Annotated in this window: 16 protein-coding genes; 9 read left to right on the top strand and 7 right to left on the bottom strand. The window is 72.0% G+C overall.

What is annotated here, in order from left to right; all coding sequences use genetic code 11:
* Positions 1-13: 13 nt before the first annotated feature.
* Positions 14-1,822 (bottom strand): lipid A export permease/ATP-binding protein MsbA, encoded by a 1,809-nt coding sequence (gene msbA / locus ABD056_RS16485; protein ID WP_343868374.1) that lies wholly within the window; start codon positions 1,820-1,822, stop codon positions 14-16.
* A 73-nt stretch (positions 1,823-1,895) separates the two neighbouring features.
* Positions 1,896-2,507, bottom strand: coding sequence for a class I SAM-dependent methyltransferase (locus ABD056_RS16480; RefSeq protein WP_343868372.1), 612 nt, complete (start codon positions 2,505-2,507; stop codon positions 1,896-1,898).
* A gap of 248 nt (positions 2,508-2,755) precedes the next feature.
* On the opposite strand from ABD056_RS16480, the gene ABD056_RS16475 reads away from it, so the two are divergent.
* On the top strand, positions 2,756-3,577 hold the full coding sequence (locus ABD056_RS16475) for an endonuclease/exonuclease/phosphatase family protein (RefSeq protein WP_343868370.1): 822 nt from the start codon (positions 2,756-2,758) through the stop codon (positions 3,575-3,577).
* A gap of 15 nt (positions 3,578-3,592) precedes the next feature.
* Here ABD056_RS16475 and ABD056_RS16470 read toward each other — a convergent pair whose 3' ends face one another.
* Positions 3,593-4,282 carry an NnrU family protein gene (locus ABD056_RS16470; protein ID WP_343868368.1) on the bottom strand — a complete coding sequence of 230 codons (690 nt, stop codon included), beginning with the start codon at positions 4,280-4,282 and terminating at the stop codon, positions 3,593-3,595.
* Positions 4,283-4,476: 194 nt separating this feature from the next.
* Here ABD056_RS16470 and ABD056_RS16465 point away from each other — a divergent pair, with 194 nt between their 5' ends.
* The 4 genes from ABD056_RS16465 to ABD056_RS16450 all read left to right on the top strand — a co-directional run bounded on the left by ABD056_RS16465 (position 4,477) and on the right by ABD056_RS16450 (position 9,610).
* Positions 4,477-5,232 carry a response regulator gene (locus tag ABD056_RS16465; RefSeq protein ID WP_343868366.1) on the top strand — a complete coding sequence of 252 codons (756 nt, stop codon included), beginning with the start codon at positions 4,477-4,479 and terminating at the stop codon, positions 5,230-5,232.
* Positions 5,229-6,623 (top strand): ATP-binding protein, encoded by a 1,395-nt coding sequence (locus tag ABD056_RS16460; protein ID WP_343868364.1) that lies wholly within the window; start codon positions 5,229-5,231, stop codon positions 6,621-6,623. The genes ABD056_RS16465 and ABD056_RS16460 overlap by 4 nt, the downstream gene beginning before the upstream one ends.
* 104 nt (positions 6,624-6,727) lie before the next feature.
* The gene (locus ABD056_RS16455) at positions 6,728-8,275 is read left to right on the top strand and encodes an AMP-binding protein (RefSeq protein WP_343868363.1); all 1,548 of its coding nucleotides are present in this window, start codon (positions 6,728-6,730) and stop codon (positions 8,273-8,275) included.
* Positions 8,276-8,329: 54 nt separating this feature from the next.
* Positions 8,330-9,610 (top strand): ABC transporter substrate-binding protein, encoded by a 1,281-nt coding sequence (locus tag ABD056_RS16450; RefSeq protein WP_343868362.1) that lies wholly within the window; start codon positions 8,330-8,332, stop codon positions 9,608-9,610.
* A gap of 255 nt (positions 9,611-9,865) precedes the next feature.
* On the opposite strand, the gene ABD056_RS16445 is transcribed toward ABD056_RS16450, so the two are convergent.
* Together ABD056_RS16445 and ABD056_RS16440 are read right to left on the bottom strand one after the other, a co-directional pair.
* Positions 9,866-10,504 (bottom strand): thermonuclease family protein, encoded by a 639-nt coding sequence (locus ABD056_RS16445; RefSeq protein WP_343868361.1) that lies wholly within the window; start codon positions 10,502-10,504, stop codon positions 9,866-9,868.
* Positions 10,505-10,569: 65 nt separating this feature from the next.
* Positions 10,570-11,550 (bottom strand): cation diffusion facilitator family transporter, encoded by a 981-nt coding sequence (locus ABD056_RS16440; protein ID WP_343868359.1) that lies wholly within the window; start codon positions 11,548-11,550, stop codon positions 10,570-10,572.
* An 86-nt stretch (positions 11,551-11,636) separates the two neighbouring features.
* Between ABD056_RS16440 and ABD056_RS16435 the strand changes: the two genes are divergently transcribed.
* The 3 genes from ABD056_RS16435 to ABD056_RS16425 are packed head-to-tail and all read left to right on the top strand — an operon-like array spanning position 11,637 to position 17,025.
* The gene (locus tag ABD056_RS16435; protein ID WP_343868357.1) at positions 11,637-15,626 is read left to right on the top strand and encodes a PAS domain S-box protein; all 3,990 of its coding nucleotides are present in this window, start codon (positions 11,637-11,639) and stop codon (positions 15,624-15,626) included.
* On the top strand, positions 15,536-16,615 hold the full coding sequence (locus ABD056_RS16430; protein ID WP_343868355.1) for a response regulator: 1,080 nt from the start codon (positions 15,536-15,538) through the stop codon (positions 16,613-16,615). Before ABD056_RS16435 ends, ABD056_RS16430 begins: the two co-directional genes overlap by 91 nt.
* Before the next feature lie 23 nt (positions 16,616-16,638).
* Complete coding sequence (locus tag ABD056_RS16425) at positions 16,639-17,025, top strand: response regulator (RefSeq protein ID WP_343868354.1); 387 nt, start codon at positions 16,639-16,641, stop codon at positions 17,023-17,025.
* Positions 17,026-17,068: 43 nt separating this feature from the next.
* Here the strand turns inward: ABD056_RS16425 and ABD056_RS16420 are convergent, their stop codons facing one another.
* Positions 17,069-17,893: a family 1 encapsulin nanocompartment shell protein gene (locus ABD056_RS16420; RefSeq protein ID WP_343868353.1), complete on the bottom strand. Its 825-nt coding sequence runs from the start codon at positions 17,891-17,893 to the stop codon at positions 17,069-17,071.
* The gene (locus tag ABD056_RS16415; protein WP_343868352.1) at positions 17,890-18,321 is read right to left on the bottom strand and encodes a ferritin family protein; all 432 of its coding nucleotides are present in this window, start codon (positions 18,319-18,321) and stop codon (positions 17,890-17,892) included. Before ABD056_RS16415 ends, ABD056_RS16420 begins: the two co-directional genes overlap by 4 nt.
* 212 nt (positions 18,322-18,533) lie before the next feature.
* On the opposite strand from ABD056_RS16415, the gene ABD056_RS16410 reads away from it, so the two are divergent.
* Positions 18,534-20,810, top strand: a 2,277-nt coding sequence (locus tag ABD056_RS16410; protein ID WP_343868350.1) for a Tex family protein, incomplete at its 3' end; no start/stop codon positions are given.

Here is a 20,810-nt window from a genome sequence, read left to right as displayed (position 1 = left end):
TCCGGTGGGGGTGTCAGGGGGCGGCGACCCGACCTTGGTCGGCGGCACTGGCGCTCTGTTCGGCGGCGAACTGCAACTGGTAGAGGCGGGCATAGGCGCCTTCGCGCGCCAGCAGTTCGGCGTGGGTGCCGCTCTCGATCACCCGGCCGTGGTCGATGACGTGGATGAGGTCGGCATTGACCACCGTCGACAGCCGGTGGGCGATGACCAGGGTGGTGCGGCCCTTCATCAGCTCGTCCAGCGCCTGCTGCACCTGCCGCTCGCTTTCGGTGTCGAGCGCGCTGGTGGCCTCGTCCAGCAGCAGGATGGGGGCGTTCTTCAGCATGGCGCGGGCGATGGCGAGGCGCTGCCGCTGACCGCCGGACAGCTTCAGGCCGCGCTCGCCGACGATGGTGTCGTAGCCGTGGGGCAGCCGCTCGATGAACTCGTGGGCGGCGGCGTGGCGGGCGGCGGCCTCGATCTCGTCGCGGCCGGCGCCGGGGCGGCCGTAGGCGATGTTGTTGGCGACCGTGTCGTCGAACAGCACCACTTCCTGGCTCACCAGCGCCACGGCATCGCGCAGGGAGGCGAGCGTCACGTCGCGCACGTCGCTGCCGTCGATCAGCACCCGCCCGGCGGAGACGTCGTAGAACCGCGGGATCAGGTTCATCACCGTCGACTTGCCGGCGCCCGACGGGCCGACCAGCGCCACCGTGCTGCCGGCCGGCACCTCCAGGCTGAGGTCGCGCAGGGCCGGGCGTTCGTCTTCATCGGCGGCGTCGTAGCGGAAGGTCACGCCCTCCAGCCGCACCGCCCCGCCGGCCAGCAGCAGCGGCGCGGCGCCGGGGCGGTCGGCGATGGTCGGGCGGGTGTCGAGCACGTCGAACAGCCGCTGCGCCGCCGCCAGACCTTCCTGCACGGTGGCGTTGAGGCGGGCCAGCGACTTCATGGGCTGATAGGCCATCATCAGCGCGGTGATGAAGGAGAAGAAGGCGCCGGTGGTGGTCACACCCTCGATGACGCGATAGCCGCCGTAGACGATCACCACCGTCACCGCCATGCCGCCGAGCGTCTCCATCACCGGGCTGGAGGCGGCGCGGGTCAGGGCGGCCTTCTGGGTCAGGCGGTAGACCTCCTCGGTCAGGTGGGCCACCCGCTCCCGCTCGGTCCGCTCCATGCGGTAGGCTTTCACCATGCGGATGCCGGCGAAGGACTGCTCCAGGATGGTGTTGAACAGGCCCATCTGCTCCTGGGTGTTCACCGACACCTTGCGCATGCGGCGGCCCAGGCGGGCGATGGGGTAGATGGCGATGGGGAAGACGAAGAAGGCCACCGTCGCCAGCAGCCAGTCCTGGTAGAACATCACCGCCACCAGGGCGACCGCCGTCAGCGCGTCCTTGCCGAAGCCGGTGATGGCGTTGGAGACCGCCGCCCGCAGCATGTTGACGTCGACCAGGAAGCGCGACACCAGCGAGCCGGTCTTGTGGCGCTGGAAGAAGGCGACATCCATCACCGTCAGGTGGGCATAAAGGCGGTTCTGCAGGTCGGCGATCACCCGCAGGCCGACATGGCTCATCAGGCCGGACTGAGCATAATCGGCCATGCCCTTGATGGCGAAGGTCGCCAGCACCGCCAGCGCTACCGGCCACAGCATGGCCTGGTTCTTGGCGGTGAACACCTTGTCCACCACCGGCTCCATCAGCCAGGCGGTGAGGCCCTGCATGGAGGCGGCGACGCCCATGCACAGCACGGCCAGCGCGATGCGCCCGGCATAGGGCTTCACGGCCTCGCGCAGCAGGCGGCCGAACAGGGCACGGGTGGAGTACTTCTTGTCAGACGCCAAGGCGGGTTCCAGACGACGGCCGCAACGGCCCGTTTTCTACCGCCTTACGCCGCGCCGGTAAACCCGTTTGCCGCTACAGCGTGTAGCACAGGCACCAGAAATGCGGCCCGAGGTCCAGTTTCACCCGCTGGGCGTCGGGGGCGAGATCGCGCAGCCGGCGGCGCACGGCGGCATCGTCGCCGCCGCTGGCCTCGCGCTCGTCCACCAGCACCACCTGGGCGCCGGGGCCGAGGCGGCGGTGCACCGCCGCCAGCACGGCCGCCGCCTCCGCCTCGCCGAGGCCGGAGGTCAGCAGGGCGGCGAAGCCGGCGTCGCAGGGGCCGGCCAGCCGCTCCAGCGCCGTCAGGTCGGCGGCGGCGAAGCGCACCCGCCCAGCCGGAAAGCGCCCGCCGGCGGCGGCCTGCCGCACCAGATCAGCGTCATCGTCCACCGCCAGCACCCCCTGCCCCGCCTGGGCCAGATGGCGTGTCCACCAGCCGCTGCCGCAGGCCAGTTCCAGGATGCCGCGACCGGCCAGCAGGCCCTGCACCCGCCCGACCAGTTGCCGCAGTTCCCGCTGCAGGTCGGCGCGGGCGGCCGCTTCCTCCACCCGCTGCGCCCGCCGGCGGGCAGGAGACAGGGCGGATTGCGCCGCAGGAAGCAGCGGCGGCGGCTGCCAGCCGGGTCCGGTGTAGGGGTGGGGCATGGTTCCTCCGCGTGGTCGAAAACCACTTGCCACCACTCTACCCACGGCACATGACAAAACCGTGACAGGGCCTTGAAACTATGGCGAAGATCGGCGGAATCCCTCGACATTCATCCCCTGTTGTCGAGCCGGCGCGGAAGGTGCTTTACGGCCGCCGTCCGCCACGACACAATCGCCGCAGCGTCGACGCGGGTTCTGTATCGCAGGGCCCGGACCGTTGGGGATCTCGCGCCGGGGGAGGCCGTTCGATGGACTATTCTGTCGTCACCCTGAACACCTGGAAATGCGACGGCCTGTACCGCGAGCGCCTGCGGCTGATGGCCGACGGCCTGCGCGCCCTCAGCCCCGATCTGGTGATGCTGCAGGAAGCCTTCGCCACCGAGGACTGCGACGAGCCGGTGGATACCGCCCGCGTCCTCGCCGAGGCCACCGGCATGCACGTCGTCCACCACCCCGGGCGCCGCAAGGAACGCCTGTTCGAGACCCGCACGGTGGTGTCCACCTCCGGCCTCGCCATCCTGTCGCGGCGGCCGATCCTGCGGCACGAGGTGATCGACCTGCCGACCGACCCGCGCGATGGCGAGCGCCATGCCCTCATCGCCGTCATCGCCGGCGACAGCCCCGAGCGACCGGTGGTGGCGGTGACCACCCACCTGTCCCACCTCGCCCGCGCCGATGCCCTGCGGCAGGCGCAGATGGACGCGGCGCTGGATGCGGTGTCGGCCCTGCCGGAAACGCCGGCCGTGGTCTTCCTGGGCGGCGACCTCAACAGCAGCGCCGACAGCGATCTGGTCACCACCCTCGGCCATCGCCACGGGCTGGAGGTGACCAACGCCTATCACGTCGGCGACCTGGACGTCAGCTTCCCCACCCTGGTCAGCGGCCTGCCGAAGCGGGCGGCGACGCGGGACAAGTGCATCGACTTCATCTTCATGCTGACCGCCGCCCACGCCGCCCCCAGCTACCGGCTGGTGACGACCGAGCGGGTGCTCGACAAGCCCGACCCGGAAACCAGCACCTACCCGAGCGATCACACCGGCGTGCGCGCCGTCTTCCGCCGCGTCGCCTGACCGGACCCGTTCACCTCAGCGCAGGCCGGCCCACGGCACGACGCCGATCACCGGCCCGTGCAGGTGCAGCAGCGCGACGTAGAGCAGCAGCCCGCCTGCCACCGGCACCCACCCCGGCCAGGCATCGCGCCAGCGGGCGCGACCGGACCACGGCGCCGCCAGCGGCCAGAACGAGGTGCGGGCGGCCAGCCGCTGCCACTCCTCCGCCCCCAGATCCTTGCGCTTCTTGGCGTCGACGCCGAAGGGCCCGGCGAGGCTGAGCAGCAGGAGCAGGCCGAACAGGATCAGCGACGCCAGATCCTCGTTGGCGATCAGGTGGCCGCCGGCCCACAGGATGAAGGCCCAGATGAGCGGATGGCGGGTGATCGCCGTCACCCCCGGCCGGGCGGGATCAAAGCCGGCGGTGCGCACCGCCACCGACAGCGGGTTGGGCTGCGTCACCGCCGCCACGCCGAGGATGCAGGCGACCGGCATCAGCACCAGCGGCACCCAGGCGGTGGCGGCGGTGTAGTCCCACACCGGGATGTAGGGCGCCTGCGCATAGGCCCAGCCGACCCACACCAGGACGGCGAGGCTCAGCACCGAATAGGCCGCCATGTAGGGCCCGGTGCCGAGGGCGGCGATCAGCCGCCGCCGCAGCGGCCGGGCGGCGGGCAGGCTGTGGGTCAGGAGGAAGGCGGCAACGGCGAGCAGAAGCTGGGTCATGGCGGGTCCGTGCAAGGGGCGCGACGGCCGAACAACGCCCGACCACCATCGCCGGTCAGCCTGCCCGCTGCCTTGACCACGATCAAGGGCCGCTGCGGCGGCTTCGTCCGGCACCGCTGCAACGGCGGGTAACACAGTGTAACGGCGGCATTTTCACCCTCCGCGCCGGGCGCCCGAAGGGCTATCCTGGCGGCATGACCACAACGACCACGACGACGCCCGAACCCCTGCTGCTGGTGGTCGACGACGACCGCGACATCCGCGACCTGCTCGGCCGCTTCCTGGTCCGGCACGGCTTCCGGGTGATGCTGGCCGCCGACGGCGCGGACATGCGCGCCCGCATGGCGGAGGCGGCGCCCGACCTCATCATCCTCGACCTCATGCTGCCGGGCGAGGACGGTCTGTCGCTCTGCCGCGGCCTGCGCGCCGCCGGCGACGGGACGCCCATCGTCATGCTGACCGCCATGGGGGAGGACGTCGACCGCATCGTCGGGCTGGAACTGGGCGCCGACGACTACCTGCCCAAGCCCTTCAACCCGCGCGAACTGGTGGCCCGCATCAAGGCGGTGCTGCGCCGGGCCGGCGACCGCCCGGCCGAGCCCCAGGCGGCGACCGCGGAGGACGCGGCGGGCGGCGTCTACCGCTTCGCCGGCTACACCCTCGACCCCGCCACCCGCGCCTGCACCACCCCCGAGGGGGCGCCGCTGGAGCTGTCGGCCGGCGAATACGACATGCTGCTGGCCTTCCTGGATCATCCCCGCCGGGTGCTGTCGCGCGACCAGCTGCTGGACCTGGCGCGCGGCCGCACCGCCATTCCCTTCGACCGCAGCGTCGACATCCAGGTCAGCCGCCTGCGGCGCAAGATCGAGCCCGACCCCAAGACCCCCACCCTCATCAAGACGGTGCGCGGCGGCGGCTATCTGTTCACGCCGGAGGTGGATCGGCCATGACCAACGCCTCGCGGCGCCGCCTGCGGCTGTGGCCCGACAGCATCACCGGCTGGTTCGTGCTGGTGCTGGCGGCGGTGCTGGTCGTCTCGCACGTGGCGATGATGGCGCTCTATGCCGTCAACCGGGCCGAGGCGCTGGAGGAAGCCGGCCTGCGGCAGGCCGCCGACCGCCTCGCCGCCGCCGCCGACACCATGGCCGCGGCACCGCCGGAGGCGCGGCGCGAGGTGGCGCGGGCCATGGGCGGGCGCGGCTTCCGCCTGCTGCTGTCGCCGCAGCCCATCGTTCAGCCGCGCGTGCTGGGGCCCATCGAGCGCATCATGACCGCGCTGCTGGCCGAACGCCTGCCGGCCGGCAGCGTCACCGCCGTCGGCAAGCTGGAGCCGAGCCAGCTGCCGGCCGGGGGGCCGCCGGGGGGCGGTCCCGGCATGGGCGGGATGCACGCCCGCATGAACGCCGGCCTGCCCCATCTGGCGGCCGGGGTGCAGCTGGGCGACGGCAGCTGGCTGACGGCCGTGGTGGCGCTCGACCGGCCGGACCGCCTGTGGCAGCCGGGCTTCCTGCTGTGGCTCACCGGCCTGACCCTGGTGGTGGCGGCCATCGCCTATGCCGGCGTGCGGCTGGCGGTGCGGCCGCTGCACACGCTTGAGGAAGCGGCCACCCGCCTCGGCCTCGACCCGCGAGCGGAGCCGCTGCCGGAGGCCGGCCCGCGCGAAGTGCGCCGCGCCGCCGCCGCCTTCAACGACATGCAGCGGCGGCTGACCCGGTACGTCGAGGATCGCACCCGCATGCTGGCCGCCATCTCCCACGATCTGCGCACCCCCATCACCCGCCTGCGCCTGCGTGCCGAACTGATGGACGACGAGGCGGAGCGCGACCGCATGCTGGCCGACCTGCACGACATGGAAACCATGATCGCCGCCACCCTCGCCTTCGCCCGCCAGGATGCCCAGGCGCAGGCGGAGCCGGTGACGGCGGTGGACCTGGCGGCGCTGCTGCGCGATGCCGCCGAGGGCCGCCCCACGGTCACCGTCACGGCGCCCGCCGCGCTGCTGCTGCAGGCTCGGCCGACCGGCCTCAAGCGGGTGGTCGCCAACCTGCTCGACAACGCCGTCATGTACGGCGGCAGCGCGGCGGTGACGCTGACGCGCGACGCCGACGCCGACGCGGCGGTGGTGACGGTGGACGATCACGGCCCCGGCATCCCGCCGGCGGAGCGGGAAAAGGTGTTCGCGCCGTTCTACCGCATCGAGGCCTCCCGCTCGCGCGAAACCGGCGGCACCGGCCTCGGCCTGGCGGTGGCGCGCACCATCGTTCATGCCCATGGCGGCACCATCACCCTCGGCGATGCGCCGGGCGGCGGCCTGCGGGTGACCGTGACGCTGCCGCTGTAACGGCCCGTGACGGCACCACTCCGCCGCCTTAGCCTGGGCCGATCACGCCGCAAGCGCCGCCGGACCAGAGCGGCGCCGGCCGAACCGGGAGGACCACCACCGCGATGAACCTCGCGACCCTGCTTCAGCGCGCCGCCGGCGTCGCCGCCGACCGTCCCGCCGTGCAGCACGGCACCACCACCGTCGCCACCTTCGCCGCCCTGGCCGACTCCGCCGCCCGCCTCGCCGGCGGCCTGCGCGGCCTCCTGGGGCTGGCGGAGGGCGAGCGGGTGGCGGTAGCGATGACCAACTGCCCGGAATACGTATGCGTATTGTTCGGCATCTGGCATGGCGGTCTGGCCGCCGTGCCCATGAACGCCAAGCTGCACAGCCTGGAATTCGACTACATGCTGGAGCATTCCGGCGCCCGCGTGGTCTTCGTCAGCGCCGACATGGCGACCACCCTCGGCGCCTGCCCGGCGGTGGCCGACGGGCGGGTGCGGGTGATCGAGGCGGGCTCCGCCGACTGGCGCCGCCTGCTGGCGGCCGAGCCGCTGCCGCTGGTGCCGCGTGGTCAGGATGATCTGGCGTGGCTGTTCTACACCAGCGGCACCACCGGCCGGCCCAAGGGCGCCATGCTCTCCAACCGCAACCTGCTGTGCATGACCGCCTGCTACGCCCTCGACGTCGATGCCGTCACCGCCGCCGACGCGCTGCTGCACGCCGCGCCCATGAGCCACGGCTCCGGCCTCTACATCCTGCCGCATGTGGCCGCCATGGCGCGGCAGGTGATCCCGGAAAGCGGCGGCTTCGAGCCGGACGAGATCCTCGACCTGCTGCCGCACCAGCCGGGCCTGTCGTTCTTCGCCGCCCCCACCATGGTGCATCGCCTGACGCTGGCGCCGCGGGCCGGCAGCGCCGATACCCGCAACCTGAAGACCGTCGTCTACGGCGGTGGCCCCATGTACGTGGCCGACTGCCGGCAGGCCATGGCGGTGTTCGGGCCCAAGCTGGCGCAGATCTACGGCCAGGGCGAAAGCCCCATGACCATCACCGCCCTGAGCAAGACCCTGCACGCCGACACCGCCCACCCCCGCCACGAGGCGCGGCTGGCGTCGGTGGGGGTGCGGCAGACGCTGGTCGAGGTGCGGGTGGGCGACGCCGACGGGCGGCCGCTGCCGGCCGGCGAAACCGGCGAGGTGCTGGTGCGCGGGCCGGCGGTCATGCTCGGCTACTGGCAGAACCCGGAGGCCACCGCCGCCACCGTGCGCGACGGCTGGCTGTTCACCGGCGACATGGGCGCCATGGACGGCGACGGCTTCCTCACCCTCAAGGACCGCAGCAAGGACGTCATCATCTCCGGCGGCAGCAACATCTACCCGCGCGAGGTGGAGGAAGTGCTGCTGACCCATCCGGCGGTGCGCGAGGTCTCGGTCATCGGCCGCCCCCACGCCGACTGGGGCGAGGAAGTGATGGCCTTCGTGGTCAGCGACCCCGCCACCCCCTGCTCGGCGGCGGAGCTTGACGCCCTGTGCCTGCAAACCATTGCACGTTTCAAGCGTCCCAAGCACTATCGCTTCGTTGCCGGGTTGCCCAAGAACAACTACGGCAAGGTTCTGAAGACCGACCTGCGCCGCATGGCCATGGACGACAGCGACGACGGCTCCGCCTGACCGCGGCGACCGCCGGAGACGTGGGGATTGGGAGTGGGGAGTGGGGAGCAAGCCATGAACACTGGCGCCAGCTGGCGGCGGGCGGTGCCCGCGCTGCTGCTCGCCGCTGCCGTCGCGGCGGCGCCCGGCCCGGCTGCCCGACCGGCGGCGGCGGCCGAGGGGGCGGGCCTGTCCGACGGCGTGGTGCGCATCGGCGTGCTCAACGACCGCAGCGGCGTCTATGCCGACATCAGCGGTGCCGGCTCGGTGGAGGCGGCGCGGCTGGCGGTGGAGGACGTCGGCGGCGAGGTGCTGGGCCAGCGCATCGACATCGTGTTCGAGGATCACCGCAACGATCCCGACCGCGCCGCCGCCATCGCCGCCCGCTGGGCCCGCCAGGGGGTGGACGCCATCGCCGACATTCCCAACTCCGGCGCCATGCTGGCGGTGCAGGAGGTGGCGCGCGACAACCGCACCATCGTGCTGGCGGTGGGCGCCGCCGCCAGCAGCTTCACCGGCCGCGACTGCAGCCCCTATGGCTTCCACTGGGCCTTCGACACCTATGCGCTTGCCAAGGGCACGGCCACGGCGCTGGTGCAGGAAGGCGGCCGCACCTGGTACAATCTGGTGGTCGATTACGCCTTCGGCCACGCGCTGAGCGCCGACACCCGCGCCTTCGTGGAGGCGGCGGGCGGCAGCGTCATCGGCGACTCGCTCCACCCCCTCGGCACTCCCGATCTGTCGTCGCTGCTGCTGCAGGCCCAGGCACGCAATGCCGACGTCATCGGGCTGCTGAACGCCGGCGCCGATACCGTGCTGGCGGTGCGCCAGGCCGCCGAGTTCGGCATCACGCCCGGCCGTCAGCGGATGGCGGCCATGCTCATCTTCCTGCAGAACATCCACGACCTGGGGCTGGATGCCGCCCAGGGCCTGATGTTGACCACCGCCTTCTACTGGGACCGGACGGAGGAAACGCGCGCCTGGTCGCAGCGCTTCCACGCCCGCACCGGCCAGATGCCGAGCATGATCCACGCCGGCGTCTATTCCGCCGTGCGGCATTACCTGAAGGCGGTGGAAGCGGCCGGCGGCGACGACCCCGACGCGGTGCAGGCGGCCATGCGCGCCCTGCCCGTCAACGACGTCTTCGCCACCGACGGCGAGGTGCGCGCCGATGGCCGCATGGTCCACGACATGTACCTGATGCAGGCCAAGAGCCCCGCCGAGTCCACCGGGGAATGGGACTTGCTGCGGCTGGTGCGGGTCATCCCCGGCCGCGAGGCCTTCCGCCCGCTGCGCGAGAGCGACTGCCCGCTCGTCCCGCCGGAGCTGCGAGACCAAGGCCGCAAGGCCCCATGACGAAGGTCATATTACCTTCCGCATAAATGCAGATCCGGCATGCGCATTTTGCATTACTGATTAATGAACGGCTCGGGGCATCCTGCCTGCTCCGGCGGTGACGGGTCTGACCCGCGTCCCCGCCTTGGCCGGTCCTTCCCCCCCTTGCTGTCCGGCCCAGGCGGCGTGTCCCCGATCCCCCATCCGCGACCGGACGCCGTGGCGCCGTCACCGTCGGAGTTTCCCTCAGCCTGTTGAGAGAAGGCAGCCGCCACCTTATTCGGTGGTGGCGCCGACCGGCACCCGGTGCGCCAGTTCCGGCTTGCGCTCGGCGGCCGGTGCGCGGCTGCGGGCGGCCAGTTCCTCGGGCATGCGGGCGCCGTGGCGCCACTCTTCCGGCGGCACCCAGGCGCTCGCCCACAGGCCGAGCTTGCCCTTGCGGGCCTGGGCCTGGGCTTCGGTGTAGCGGTCGTCGGCGGCCAGCGCCCGGCCCTGCAGCACCAGCGCCTCGCCGGCATCGCGGCCGTCGACGAAGCACAGGGCGCCGCCGTCGGATTCGCGCCGGCACTCCACCGGTTTCACCGCCAGGTCGATGATCTTCTGCAGCGCCTGCGCCGCCGCCTCGCCGCAGGGCTCCACCCGCCCGTCGCGCACGCACTGCTGACGCAGGGCGGGGGCGGTGACGCCGCTCAGCTGCAGTTCGGTCCCGGCGACCCGCACCGTCTGGCCGTCCAGCACGGTGATCTCGTGCTTCGAGGCGGTCATGACGGACGACGCCGTGGGCGACGCCGTGGCCGCCCCGGCGGGCGATGCCGGCCCGGCCGTCACCGGCTCTGCGTGGGGGCGCCCGGAAGCGGCGGCCAGCGCGACGCCGCCGAGCAGGGCGGCGATAACAGCAAGGCGGGACAACTTCATGGCATCAACCCTCCGACGCGACATCCTGTCGACTTCTGCCGACACGCTGGCGCCCGGATGTGGCGTCAATGCGTGCATGAATGAGGCGATGTCGTGGCAGCGGCGGCGACTCGCCCCGGCGGACAGCCCGGCGCCGGGCAGGGTTCGTCCCGCTCGATCTGCACCGTGGCGTGCCCGACGCCGAAGCGGCTGCGCAGTTCCTCGTGGATGCGCCGCAGCACCAGGCCATCGTCGCTGCCCGGCCGCACGCGGGCATGCAGGGTGACCAGGTTGCGCTCGGGCGTCAGCATCCAGGCGTGCACGTGGTGCACCTCCTCCACGCCATCCACCGTCCTCGCGATATGGTCCCCAAGGCGGCCGACGTCCAGCCCTTCCGGCGACCCTTCGAGAAGAATGTGGCCGGTGCGCTTCAGCAGCGGCAGGGTGGTGCGCAGGATCAGCAGCGCCACCGCCAGCGACAGGATGGGGTCGATGGGCGTCCAGCCGGTCCACAGGATGACCACCGCCGCCGCCACCGCCGCCACCGACCCCAGCAGGTCGCCCAGCACATGCAGGGCCGCCCCGCGCAGGTTGACGTTGGTACGGTCGCCGCCGTGCAGCACGGCAAAGGCGGCAATGTTGACGACCAGCCCGCCCACCGCCACCGCCAGCATGGTGCCGCCCAGCACAGGCTGCGGCTCCAGCAGCCGCAGCACCGCCTCCACCGTGATCCAGCCGACGATCACCAGCAGCGACAGGGCGTTGACGAAGGCCGCCAGCACCTGGGTGCGGTGCCAGCCGTAGCTGCGGGCCGCATCGGCCGGCCGCCGGGCCAGCCGGAAGGCCACCAGCGCCAGCGCCAGCGAGGCGGCGTCGGTCAGCATGTGGCCGGCATCGGCCAGCAGCGCCAGCGACCCGGACACGATGCCCCCCACCACCTCCGCCACCATGAACGACGCGGTCAGCACCAGCGCGATGGTCACCCGCCGGGCATTGCCGGCATCGGCCGCCGGTTCCAGGGCATCGTGATGATGATGGTGGTGATGGTCGTGGTGGTGATCGTGCATGGTGGTCCGGCTGTGGTTGATGCCGCGCGACGGCGGCGCCGCTGGCGCCTATAGTGGCACCGCCTGCTTCCCGAGTGATAGCGCCGATGACAGCTTCCGACGCCTGCCAGACCGCCGCCCTTGCCGCCCTGCTGGATCGCCTGGCGACGCCGGTGTGGGTCTTCGACCTGCAAACGCTCCGCATGGCCTGGGCGAACGCCGCCGCCCTGCGGCTGTGGCGCGCCGACAGTCTGGAGGCGCTGCGCCGGCGGGACTTCAGCGGCATGTCGGCGGCGGTGGCGGCGCGGCTGGAGGGCTATCGCACCGCCCTCGCGGCCGGCGAGACGCTGGAAGAGGTCTGGACGCTCTACCCCGAGGAAACGCCGCTCACCCTGCACTGCCGCTGCTCGGCGGTGGACTGGCCGCAGGCCGGGCCGGCCATGCTGGTGGAGGCACGGCCCACCGACCCGGAGTCGCTCACCCCCGACCTGCTGCGCGGGGTGGAGATGATGCGCCACACGCCGGCGCCCGCCAGTCTGGTGACGCTCGACGGCCGGGTCATCCAGCGCAACGCCGCCGCCATCGCCCTGTTCGGGCCGCCGGGCGGCTCCTTTGCCGCCACCTTTGCCGATCCCGCCTTCGGCGACGCCATCCTGGCCCAGGCGGCGGCCGGCGCCAGCTTCGCCGTGGCCGCCCCCAGCCGCACCAACCTGGGCGACGGCAGCTGGTACCAGATCACCGTCACGCCCTTGCGCGATCCGGCCACCGGCGAGACGGTGGCGCTGGTCCACAGCACCGACATCACCATCCTGCGCCGCAGCGCCCGCGACCTCGACCGCCAGAAGCGGCTGCTGGCCGACATCCTCGACACCCTGCCGCTCAACGTGTTCGTGAAGCGCGAGGACGGCCGCTTCTTCTTCATGAACCGCGAATGCCTGCGAACCGTCGGCCGCAGCCGCGAGGACGTCGACGGCCGCACCGACTTCGACCTGTTCCCCGCCCCGGTGGCCGAGGCCCTGAGGCTGGCCGACGACCGCGCCTGGTCCGCCGGCCGGCTGGAGGCCCACGAGGAAACGGTCATCGACGCCGCCGGGCGCGAGCGCACCTATCTGGCGGGCAAGGTCATCGTGCCGGGCAGCGACGGAGCCCGCCTGCTCATCGGCTATTCCATCGACATCGGCGCCCGCAAGGCCCTGGAACGCGAGACCCAGCGGCAGAAGGACTTCGTCCGCACCGTCATCGACAGCGACCCCAACCTCATCTTCGTCAAGGACCGCCACAACCGCTTCCTGCTGGTCAACCGCGCCACCGCCGCCCTGTTCGGCACCACGCCGGAGGCCATGGAAAACGCCCACAACGCCGCCATCCACGCCAACCCGGAGGAAGTGGATGCCTTCGGCCGCATCGACCGCCGGGTGATCGAGACCGGCGAGCCGTTCGAGGGCGAGGAAAGCCTCAGCCTGCCCGACGGCAGCGTGCGCCTCTACCGCACCCTGAAGCAGCCGATCCGGCTGGCCGGCGGCGATACCGGCGTGCTCGGCATCAGCGTCGACATCACCGCCCTGCGCCGCGCGGCCGAGGACCTGGCGATCCGCGAGGCGCGGCTGCGGGCCATCCACGCCACGGTGGTCGACGGCCTCGTCACCATTTCCGCCGACGGCATCATCCGCTCGGTCAATCCGGCGACGGAGCGCATCTTCGGGCTGGCGGCGGCGCAGATGGTCGGCCAGCCGGTGGACCTGCTGGTGGCGGCGGCCGAGGACGGCACCCCCACCCCCCTCGCCGCCCTGCTGGCCGAGCGCAGTGGCGAGCTGGTCGGGGCGGTGCGGCGGCTGACCGGGCGGCGCAGCGACGGCGGCGGCTTCCCCATGGAAATCGCGCTCGGCGAGGTGGAGGAAGGCGGCCAGACGCTTTACATCGGCGTGGTCCGCGACATCACCATCCGGGCCCGTGCCGAGGCGGCCCTGCGCGACAGCGAGCAGCGCTTCCGCGACTTCGCCGAGGCCACCTCCGACTGGTTCTGGGAGATGGATGCCGACCTGCGCTTCACCCGCATGGTCGGCAGCACCAGCCTGAGCGCCCCCGACATCCGCGAGTGGATCATCGGCCGCCGCCGCGAAGACCTGTTCGTCTCCGCCACCGACGCCGATGCCGAGCGCATCGCCGAGCACCGAGCCGACCTGGCCGCCCGGCGGCCGTTCAAGCACTTCCGCTACCGGGCCAGGATGCCGGACGGCGGCCAGCGCTGGTATCAGGTTTCCGGCAAGCCGATCTTCGACGACAACGGCTGCTTCCTCGGCTATCGCGGCACCGGCACCGACGTCACCGACCAGCAGGAGGCGGAAGAGCGCGTCACCTCCGCCGAGCGCAAGCTCTATGCCGCCATCTCGGTGATTTCCGAAGGCTTCGCCCTGTTCGACGCCGACGACCGGCTGGTGCTGTGCAACGATCGCTACCGCCAGATGTATCCGCAGCTGGCGGCGCTGATGGAGCCGGGCATCACCTTCGGCGCCATGGTGGAGGAAGCCCGCCGCCTCGGCCTGTTCGCCCAGACCGGCGACGACCTCGACCGCTGGATCGCCCGCCGCCTGGACGAGCACCGCACCCCCACCGGCCGCCCCTTCATCCAGCGCCTGGCCGACGGCCGCTGGATCCAGAGCGTGGAGCGGGCAACGCCCGATGGCGGCGTGGTCGGCACGCGGGTCGACATCACCGACCTGAAGACGGCGCAGATGGCCCTGGAACGCCTCGCCCGCCGCAACGAACTGATCCTGAATTCGGTGGCCGACGGCATCTTCGGGCTGGATGCCGACGGCCGCTGCATCTTCGTCAACCGGGCCGGGGCCACCCTGCTCGGCCATCCGCCGGCGGTGCTGGTGGGGGCCGAGTTGCGGGCGCTGATCCACGACCGCGGGCCGGACGGCCAGCCCCTGCCGGCCGCCTCCAGTCCGCTGGCCGATGCCGGCCGCAGCGGCCGCCCCCGGCTGGTGCACGAGGACGTGTTCTGGCGCGCCGACGGCACGCCGCTGGACGTCGCCTACACCATGGCGCCGATCATCGACGATGCCGGCATTTCCGGCGCCGTCGTCGCCTTCCGCGACATCACCGAGCGCAAGCGCATCGAGCGCCAGCTGCGCGAGGCCAAGGACCAGGCGGAGGCCGGCGCCCGCGCCAAGTCGCAGTTCCTCGCCACCATCAGCCACGAGATCCGCACCCCCATGAACGGGGTGATCGGCATGACCGGGCTGCTGCTCGACACCCCGCTCGACACCCAGCAGCGCCGCTTTGCCGAAACCATCCGGGAAAGCGCCGACGCCCTGCTCGCCATCCTCAACGACGTGCTCGACTTCTCCAAGATGGAAGCCGGCAAGCTGGACCTGGAGGAAAGCGACTTCGACCTGCTGCCGCTGGTGGAAAGCGTCATCGAGATCCTGGCGCCGCGCGCCCTGACCCGCGGCGTCGACATCGGCGCCCATGTGGAGCCGGCGGCGGCCCGCTGCTGGCGCGGCGATCCGGGACGGCTGCGGCAGATCCTCATCAATCTGGTCGGGAATGCGGTAAAGTTCACCGAACAGGGGTCGGTGAGCGTGACCGTCGAGGCGGTGGCGGAGGGGCTGCGGTTCGCCGTCGCCGACACCGGCTGCGGCATCGCCCCGGACGTGCTGCCGCAACTGTTTCAGGAATTCCAGCAGGGCGAGAGCGGCGTCGCCCGCCGCTTCGGCGGCACCGGCCTCGGCCTTGCCATCAGCCGCCGTCTGGCCCAGGGCATGGGCGGCAGCATCGCCGTCGCCAGCACCCCCGGCGAGGGCAGCCTGTTCACCGTCGTGCTGCCGCTGCGGCCGGTGGAGGAGGAAGACGCGGAGGCCGAAGCCGCCGCCGACGACGACGCCGCGACCATCGCCGCGGCGCTGGCCGGGCGGACGGTGCTGCTGGCGGCGCCGGCGGGGCCGATGCGCGACCTGATCTGCCGTCATCTGGTCGCGGCGGGGGCGGCGGACCCGATCTGGTGGTGGTCGACGCGGCCCTGCCCGACGGCAGCGAGTTGCCCGGGCGCCTGCGCCTCGCCGGTACCGACGCCGGCGCGGGCGGGCCGCTGAAGGTGCTGCTGCTCGGCGGGATCGGCGGCAGTCCGCACGCCGCCCGCCGCGATGCCGATGCGGTGCTGGCGCGCCCGCTGCGGCAGAGCGTCTTCCTGCGCCTCGCCGCCGCCGTGGTCAGCGGCCGCGCCTCCGCCCCGCCCGAGGCTGCGACGGAGCCGAGCCTGATGCCGGCGCCGGTGGAGGCCGACTGCCGCCTGCGCATCCTGGTGGCGGAGGACAATCCGGTGAACCAGCAGGTGGCGCAGCGCATCCTGGAACGCCTCGGCCACCATGTGGACGTCGCCGCCAACGGGCTGGAGGCGGTGGAGGCGGTCTGCGCCCTGCCCTACGACCTGGTGTTCATGGACATGCAGATGCCGGAACTGGACGGGCTGGCCGCCACCCGCCGCATCCGCGCCCTGGAGACGGCGGTCGCCGCCATTCCCATCGTCGCCATGACCGCCAACGCCCTGCCGAGCGACCGCGAGCGCTGCCTTGAGGCCGGGATGAACGATTACGTCTCGAAGCCGATCAACGCCATGCGGCTGGCGGAGGTGATCGCCCGCGTCGCCGCCCTGCCGGCCCCGGCTCCGGCCCCGGCGCCGCAGGCGGACGCGGAGCAGCCGGCCCCGCCGTCGCCGCCAGCGGCCGAGGCTGGCGATGCCATCCTGCTCGACCACGCCACCCTGGAGGAACTGGAACAGCAGCTGCCGGCGGAGCTGGTACGGGACTTGCTGGCTACCTGTCTGTCGGAAGCCGACGGGTTTGCCACCACCATTGCCGCCGCGGCGGCCATCGGCGACCTGGATCAGGTGGAATACGCCGCCCACAGCCTGAAGGGCAGCGCCTCCAACTTCGGTCTGCGCGCCCTTGCGGGGGTGGCGCATCGGCTTCAGGCAGCAGCGGCAGCGGGGCCGGCGGACGTCATTCCGCACCTTGCCGCCGAACTGCACCGCACTTTGCAACGCAGCCGCACGGCGGTGGAGGATCGTCTCCGCTCCGCCTGAGGCCAAGGGGGAGGGAGACGGCAATGAACCGGATCGTGATCGTCGACGACAGCCTGGTCAGCGGGCTGCTGCTGAAGCATCTGGTCAACCGGGTGGGCGGCATCTGCGCCCTGGCCTTCCAGGAGCCCATGGAAGCCCTGACCCACTGCGCCATGGCGGCGCCCGACGTGGTGGTGGTGGATTACAAGATGCCGTCGCTGGACGGCCTGACCTTCGTCGAGGCGCTGCGCTCCCTGCCTGGCTGCACCGCCGTGCCGGTGGTGATGGTCACCGCCGAGGCCGGGGTGCGCGAGCGGGCGCTGGCCCTTGGCTTTGCCGCCGTGCTGGGCAAGCCGGTGGAACCGGCCTTCGTGCGCGAGACGGTGCTGCGCCTGCTGCCGCCGCGCCCGCGCCTGTCCGCCGCCGGCTGAACCGGAACCGGCGACGGGGCGCGGGACGCCGGAGATGGGGCGGTCAGGCCGCCGCCTCGGCCGGTTCCAGGGTGCAGATGGCTTCCGGGTCGTCCAGCCGCAGCACCATGCTGGCGGTGAGGAAGAACTCGTGGTGGATGCCGTCGGTGCCGATGTAGCCGGCCATGAGATCCTGGCCGAGGATGATCGGACCAACCCGTTCATCCACCACCACGCCGCCCTCGATGGGCGCCTTGAAGATGCCGGCGGTGCACACCCGCTTCAGGTGCTCCAGTTGCAGCAGGTCGGAGCCTTCATAGCGCCGGAACAGCTGGTTGTAGAGCGACGGCGACAGCGCCATGGCATAGGGGCCGGGGAAGCCGGCGTCGTCCAGCAGGGTGACGGCCTTCACCACGTCTTCCAGCGCCCGGTCCACCACCGCCCAGTCGCCGGCGGTGACGGTGCGGCGGCCGGTGGCGGTCAGCAGCCCCTCCAGCCCGAAATCGCGGTTGCCGTAATAGATGAACTCGTCCTCGCGGCGGGCCATGGCCTCGGCGGCATCCTCCACCGGCGCCAGGTTGAGCGGCTGGCCGTATTCGGTGGCCGCCACGATGCGCCGGGTGGAGATGCGGAACCGCTTGCGCAGCATGGGCACCGAGACGGCGCGGCTGACCACCGCCCCCGCCTCGTCGTCGCCGACCGTGCGGCAGAAGCCGTCGTTGCCGACTTCGATGGCGGTCAGGCCGGGGCCGTAGGGGCCTTCGATCTCCAGGAACCGCCGGGCGGTGAGCATGGCGGCGGCGGCGTCGCTGGCGGCCTCGTCGATGGCGTCCCACAGGCCGGCATCGAGCGGCGCCTGGCGGCGGTTGAGCATGTCCATGGCGGTCATTCCCTCCCCTTGCCCTTCAGCGACCCGACCGTCGGCCGCCGCACGGCGCCGAGGGAGCCGCCGCGCTCGCCGCCGCTTTCGCCACCTTCGCCACCCTCACCGCCGCCGCCGGCCTCGCCGCCGTCGCCTTCGGCCTCGTCCTCCACCTGCAGGATCGGCTTGTCGGTGAACAGGTAGGTGCGGAACTGCTCGTCCACGTCGGCGTCGTAGCGGCGCAGCCACTCCAGCGCCATGGCGGCGTGCTCGATCTCCTCGCGCATGTTGTGCAGCAGGATCTCGCGCAGCTCGGCGTCCTCGCAGTCGTCGGCGCGCTGGCGGTACCAGTCGACCGCTTCCAGCTCCTCCATGATCGAGACGATGGCGTGATGGATGGTGAGCGTCCGGCGCGACAGGCGTTCGCGCGGCGCATGAAGGCTTTCGCTGCCCATGAAACCCCCGGTGTTGGGACTTTTCCTGCGGCGCGTCGGTCCGCGCCTCGTGCGGCTGGAAAACGCCCCCTTCCCTTCCGGGGTTGCAGAAACCGGCGGTAGCACTACCGCGCGCAAGGTCGCGTCCTTGCGGCAGGTCAAGACTGGTTTTTGCCGCTTTCCTCCGCTACACAGCGGCCAACATCCGCCGCAACAGCCATGAGAGCCGCCGCGTGAGCCGTTCCCTTTCCCAGATCATCGCCGCCGACCTTGGCGTGCGCGAGGCGCAGGTCGCCGCCACCATCGAGCTGCTGGACGGGGGCGCCACCGTCCCCTTCGTCGCCCGCTACCGCAAGGAGGCCACGGGCGGCCTGGACGACACCCAGCTGCGCACCCTGGACGAGCGGCTGCGCTACCTGCGGGAGATGGAGGACCGGCGCGGCACCATCCTCAAGTCCATTGAGGAACAGGGCAAGCTGACGCCCGAACTGCAGGCCCAGATCGAGGCCGCCGACAGCAAGGCGCGGCTGGAAGATCTGTACCTGCCCTACCGCCCCAAGCGCCGCACCAAGGCGATGATCGCCCGCGAGCAGGGGCTGGAGCCGCTGGCCGACGCCCTGCTGGCCGACCCGTCGCTCGACCCCGAGGCCACCGCCGCCGGCTACGTCGATGCCGAAAAGGGCGTCGAGGACACCAAGGCCGCCCTGGAAGGTGCCCGCCAGATCCTGATGGAACGCTTCGCCGAGGATGCCGAACTGGTCGGCTCCCTGCGCGAGGAAGTCTGGCGCACCGCCCGCCTCAAGTCCCGCGTGGTGGAGGGCAAGGAGAAGGACGGCGCCAAGTTCAGCGACTACTTCGACTGGGCGGAGCCGGTCGCCAAGGTGCCGTCGCACCGGGCGCTGGCCATGTTCCGCGCCCGCAAGGAAGAGGTGGTGCAGCTGACCCTGACCATCGACGACGCCGACGGCGGGCCGGGCCGCGGCCACTTCGAGGACAAGGTGGCGCGCCGCTTCGGCATCGTCGACCAGGGCCGCAAGGCCGACGGCTGGCTGGTGGACTGCGCCCGCTGGGCGTGGCGGGTGAAGATCAGCCTGCACATCGAACTCGACCTCATGGGCCGGCTGTTCGAGGCCGCCGAGGAAGAAGCCATCCGCGTCTTCGCCAGCAACCTGCGCGACCTGCTGCTGGCCGCCCCCGGCGGCATGCGGCCGACGGTGGCGCTCGACCCCGGCTTCCGCACCGGCGTCAAGGTGGCGGTCATCGACCGCACCGGCAAACTGCTGGAAACCGCCACCATCTACCCGCACGAGCCGGCGAAGAAGTGGGACGAGTCGCTCGCCATCCTGGCCGCCCTGTGCAGCCGCCACGGCGTCGAGCTGGTGGCCATCGGCAACGGCACCGCCAGCCGCGAGACCGACCGCCTGGCCGCCGACCTGATGAAGAAGTTCCCGCAGCTGAAGCTGACCAAGGTGATGGTGTCGGAAGCCGGCGCCTCGGTCTATTCCGCCTCGGAATTCGCCGCCAAGGAATTCCCGCAGCTGGACGTCAGCTTGCGCGGCGCCGTCTCCATCGGCCGCCGCCTGCAGGACCCGCTGGCCGAACTGGTGAAGATCGACCCCAAGAGCATCGGCGTCGGCCAGTACCAGCACGACGTCAGCCAGACCAAGCTGGCCCGCACCCTGGATGCGGTGGTGGAAGACTGCGTGAACGGCGTCGGCGTCGACGTCAACACCGCCTCCGTCCCGCTGCTGGCGCGGGTGTCGGGCCTGGGCGACAGCCTGGCCCGCAACATCGTGGCGTGGCGCGACGAACACGGCGCCTTCACCGGCCGCAAGCAGCTGAAGGACGTGCCCCGCCTCGGCCCCAAGGCCTTCGAGCAGGCGGCCGGCTTCCTGCGCATCATGAACGGCGACGATCCGCTCGACCGCTCCGCCGTCCACCCGGAAGCCTATCCGGTGGTGCGGCGGATCGTGGAGGCCACCGGCACGCCGGTGACGGAGCTGATCGGCAACGCCAGGCTGCTGCGCTCGCTCGACCCGGAACGCTTCACCGACGAGACCTTCGGCGTGCCCACCGTCGCCGACATCCTGAAGGAACTGGAAAAGCCCGGCCGCGACCCGCGCCCGGAATTCCGCGCCGCCGAGTTCAAGGAAGGCGTGGAGGAGATGAAGGATCTGAAGCCGGGCATGATCCTGGAAGGCGTGGTGTCCAACGTCGCCAACTTCGGCGCCTTCGTCGACATCGGCGTCCACCAGGACGGGCTGGTTCACGTCTCCGCCCTGGCCGACCGCTTCGTCAAGGACCCGCGCGAAGTGGTGAAGCCCGGCGACATCGTGAAGGTGAAGGTGCTGGAGGTCGACCTGCCGCGCAAGCGCATCAGCCTGACCATGCGCCTGTCCGACGAACCCGGCGCCGAGCGCAAGCCGGGCGGCGGCGGCGCGGCGGCGGCCGGCGGCGGCGGTGGTCGCGACCGTGACCGCGGCGGCCGCTCCGGCGGCGCTGGCGGTGGC

This window comes from Caenispirillum bisanense (assembly GCF_039523075.1).
Lineage (GTDB): Bacteria > Pseudomonadota > Alphaproteobacteria > Rhodospirillales > Rhodospirillaceae > Caenispirillum > Caenispirillum bisanense.
This window is presented reverse-complemented; position numbering and strand designations above follow the sequence as displayed.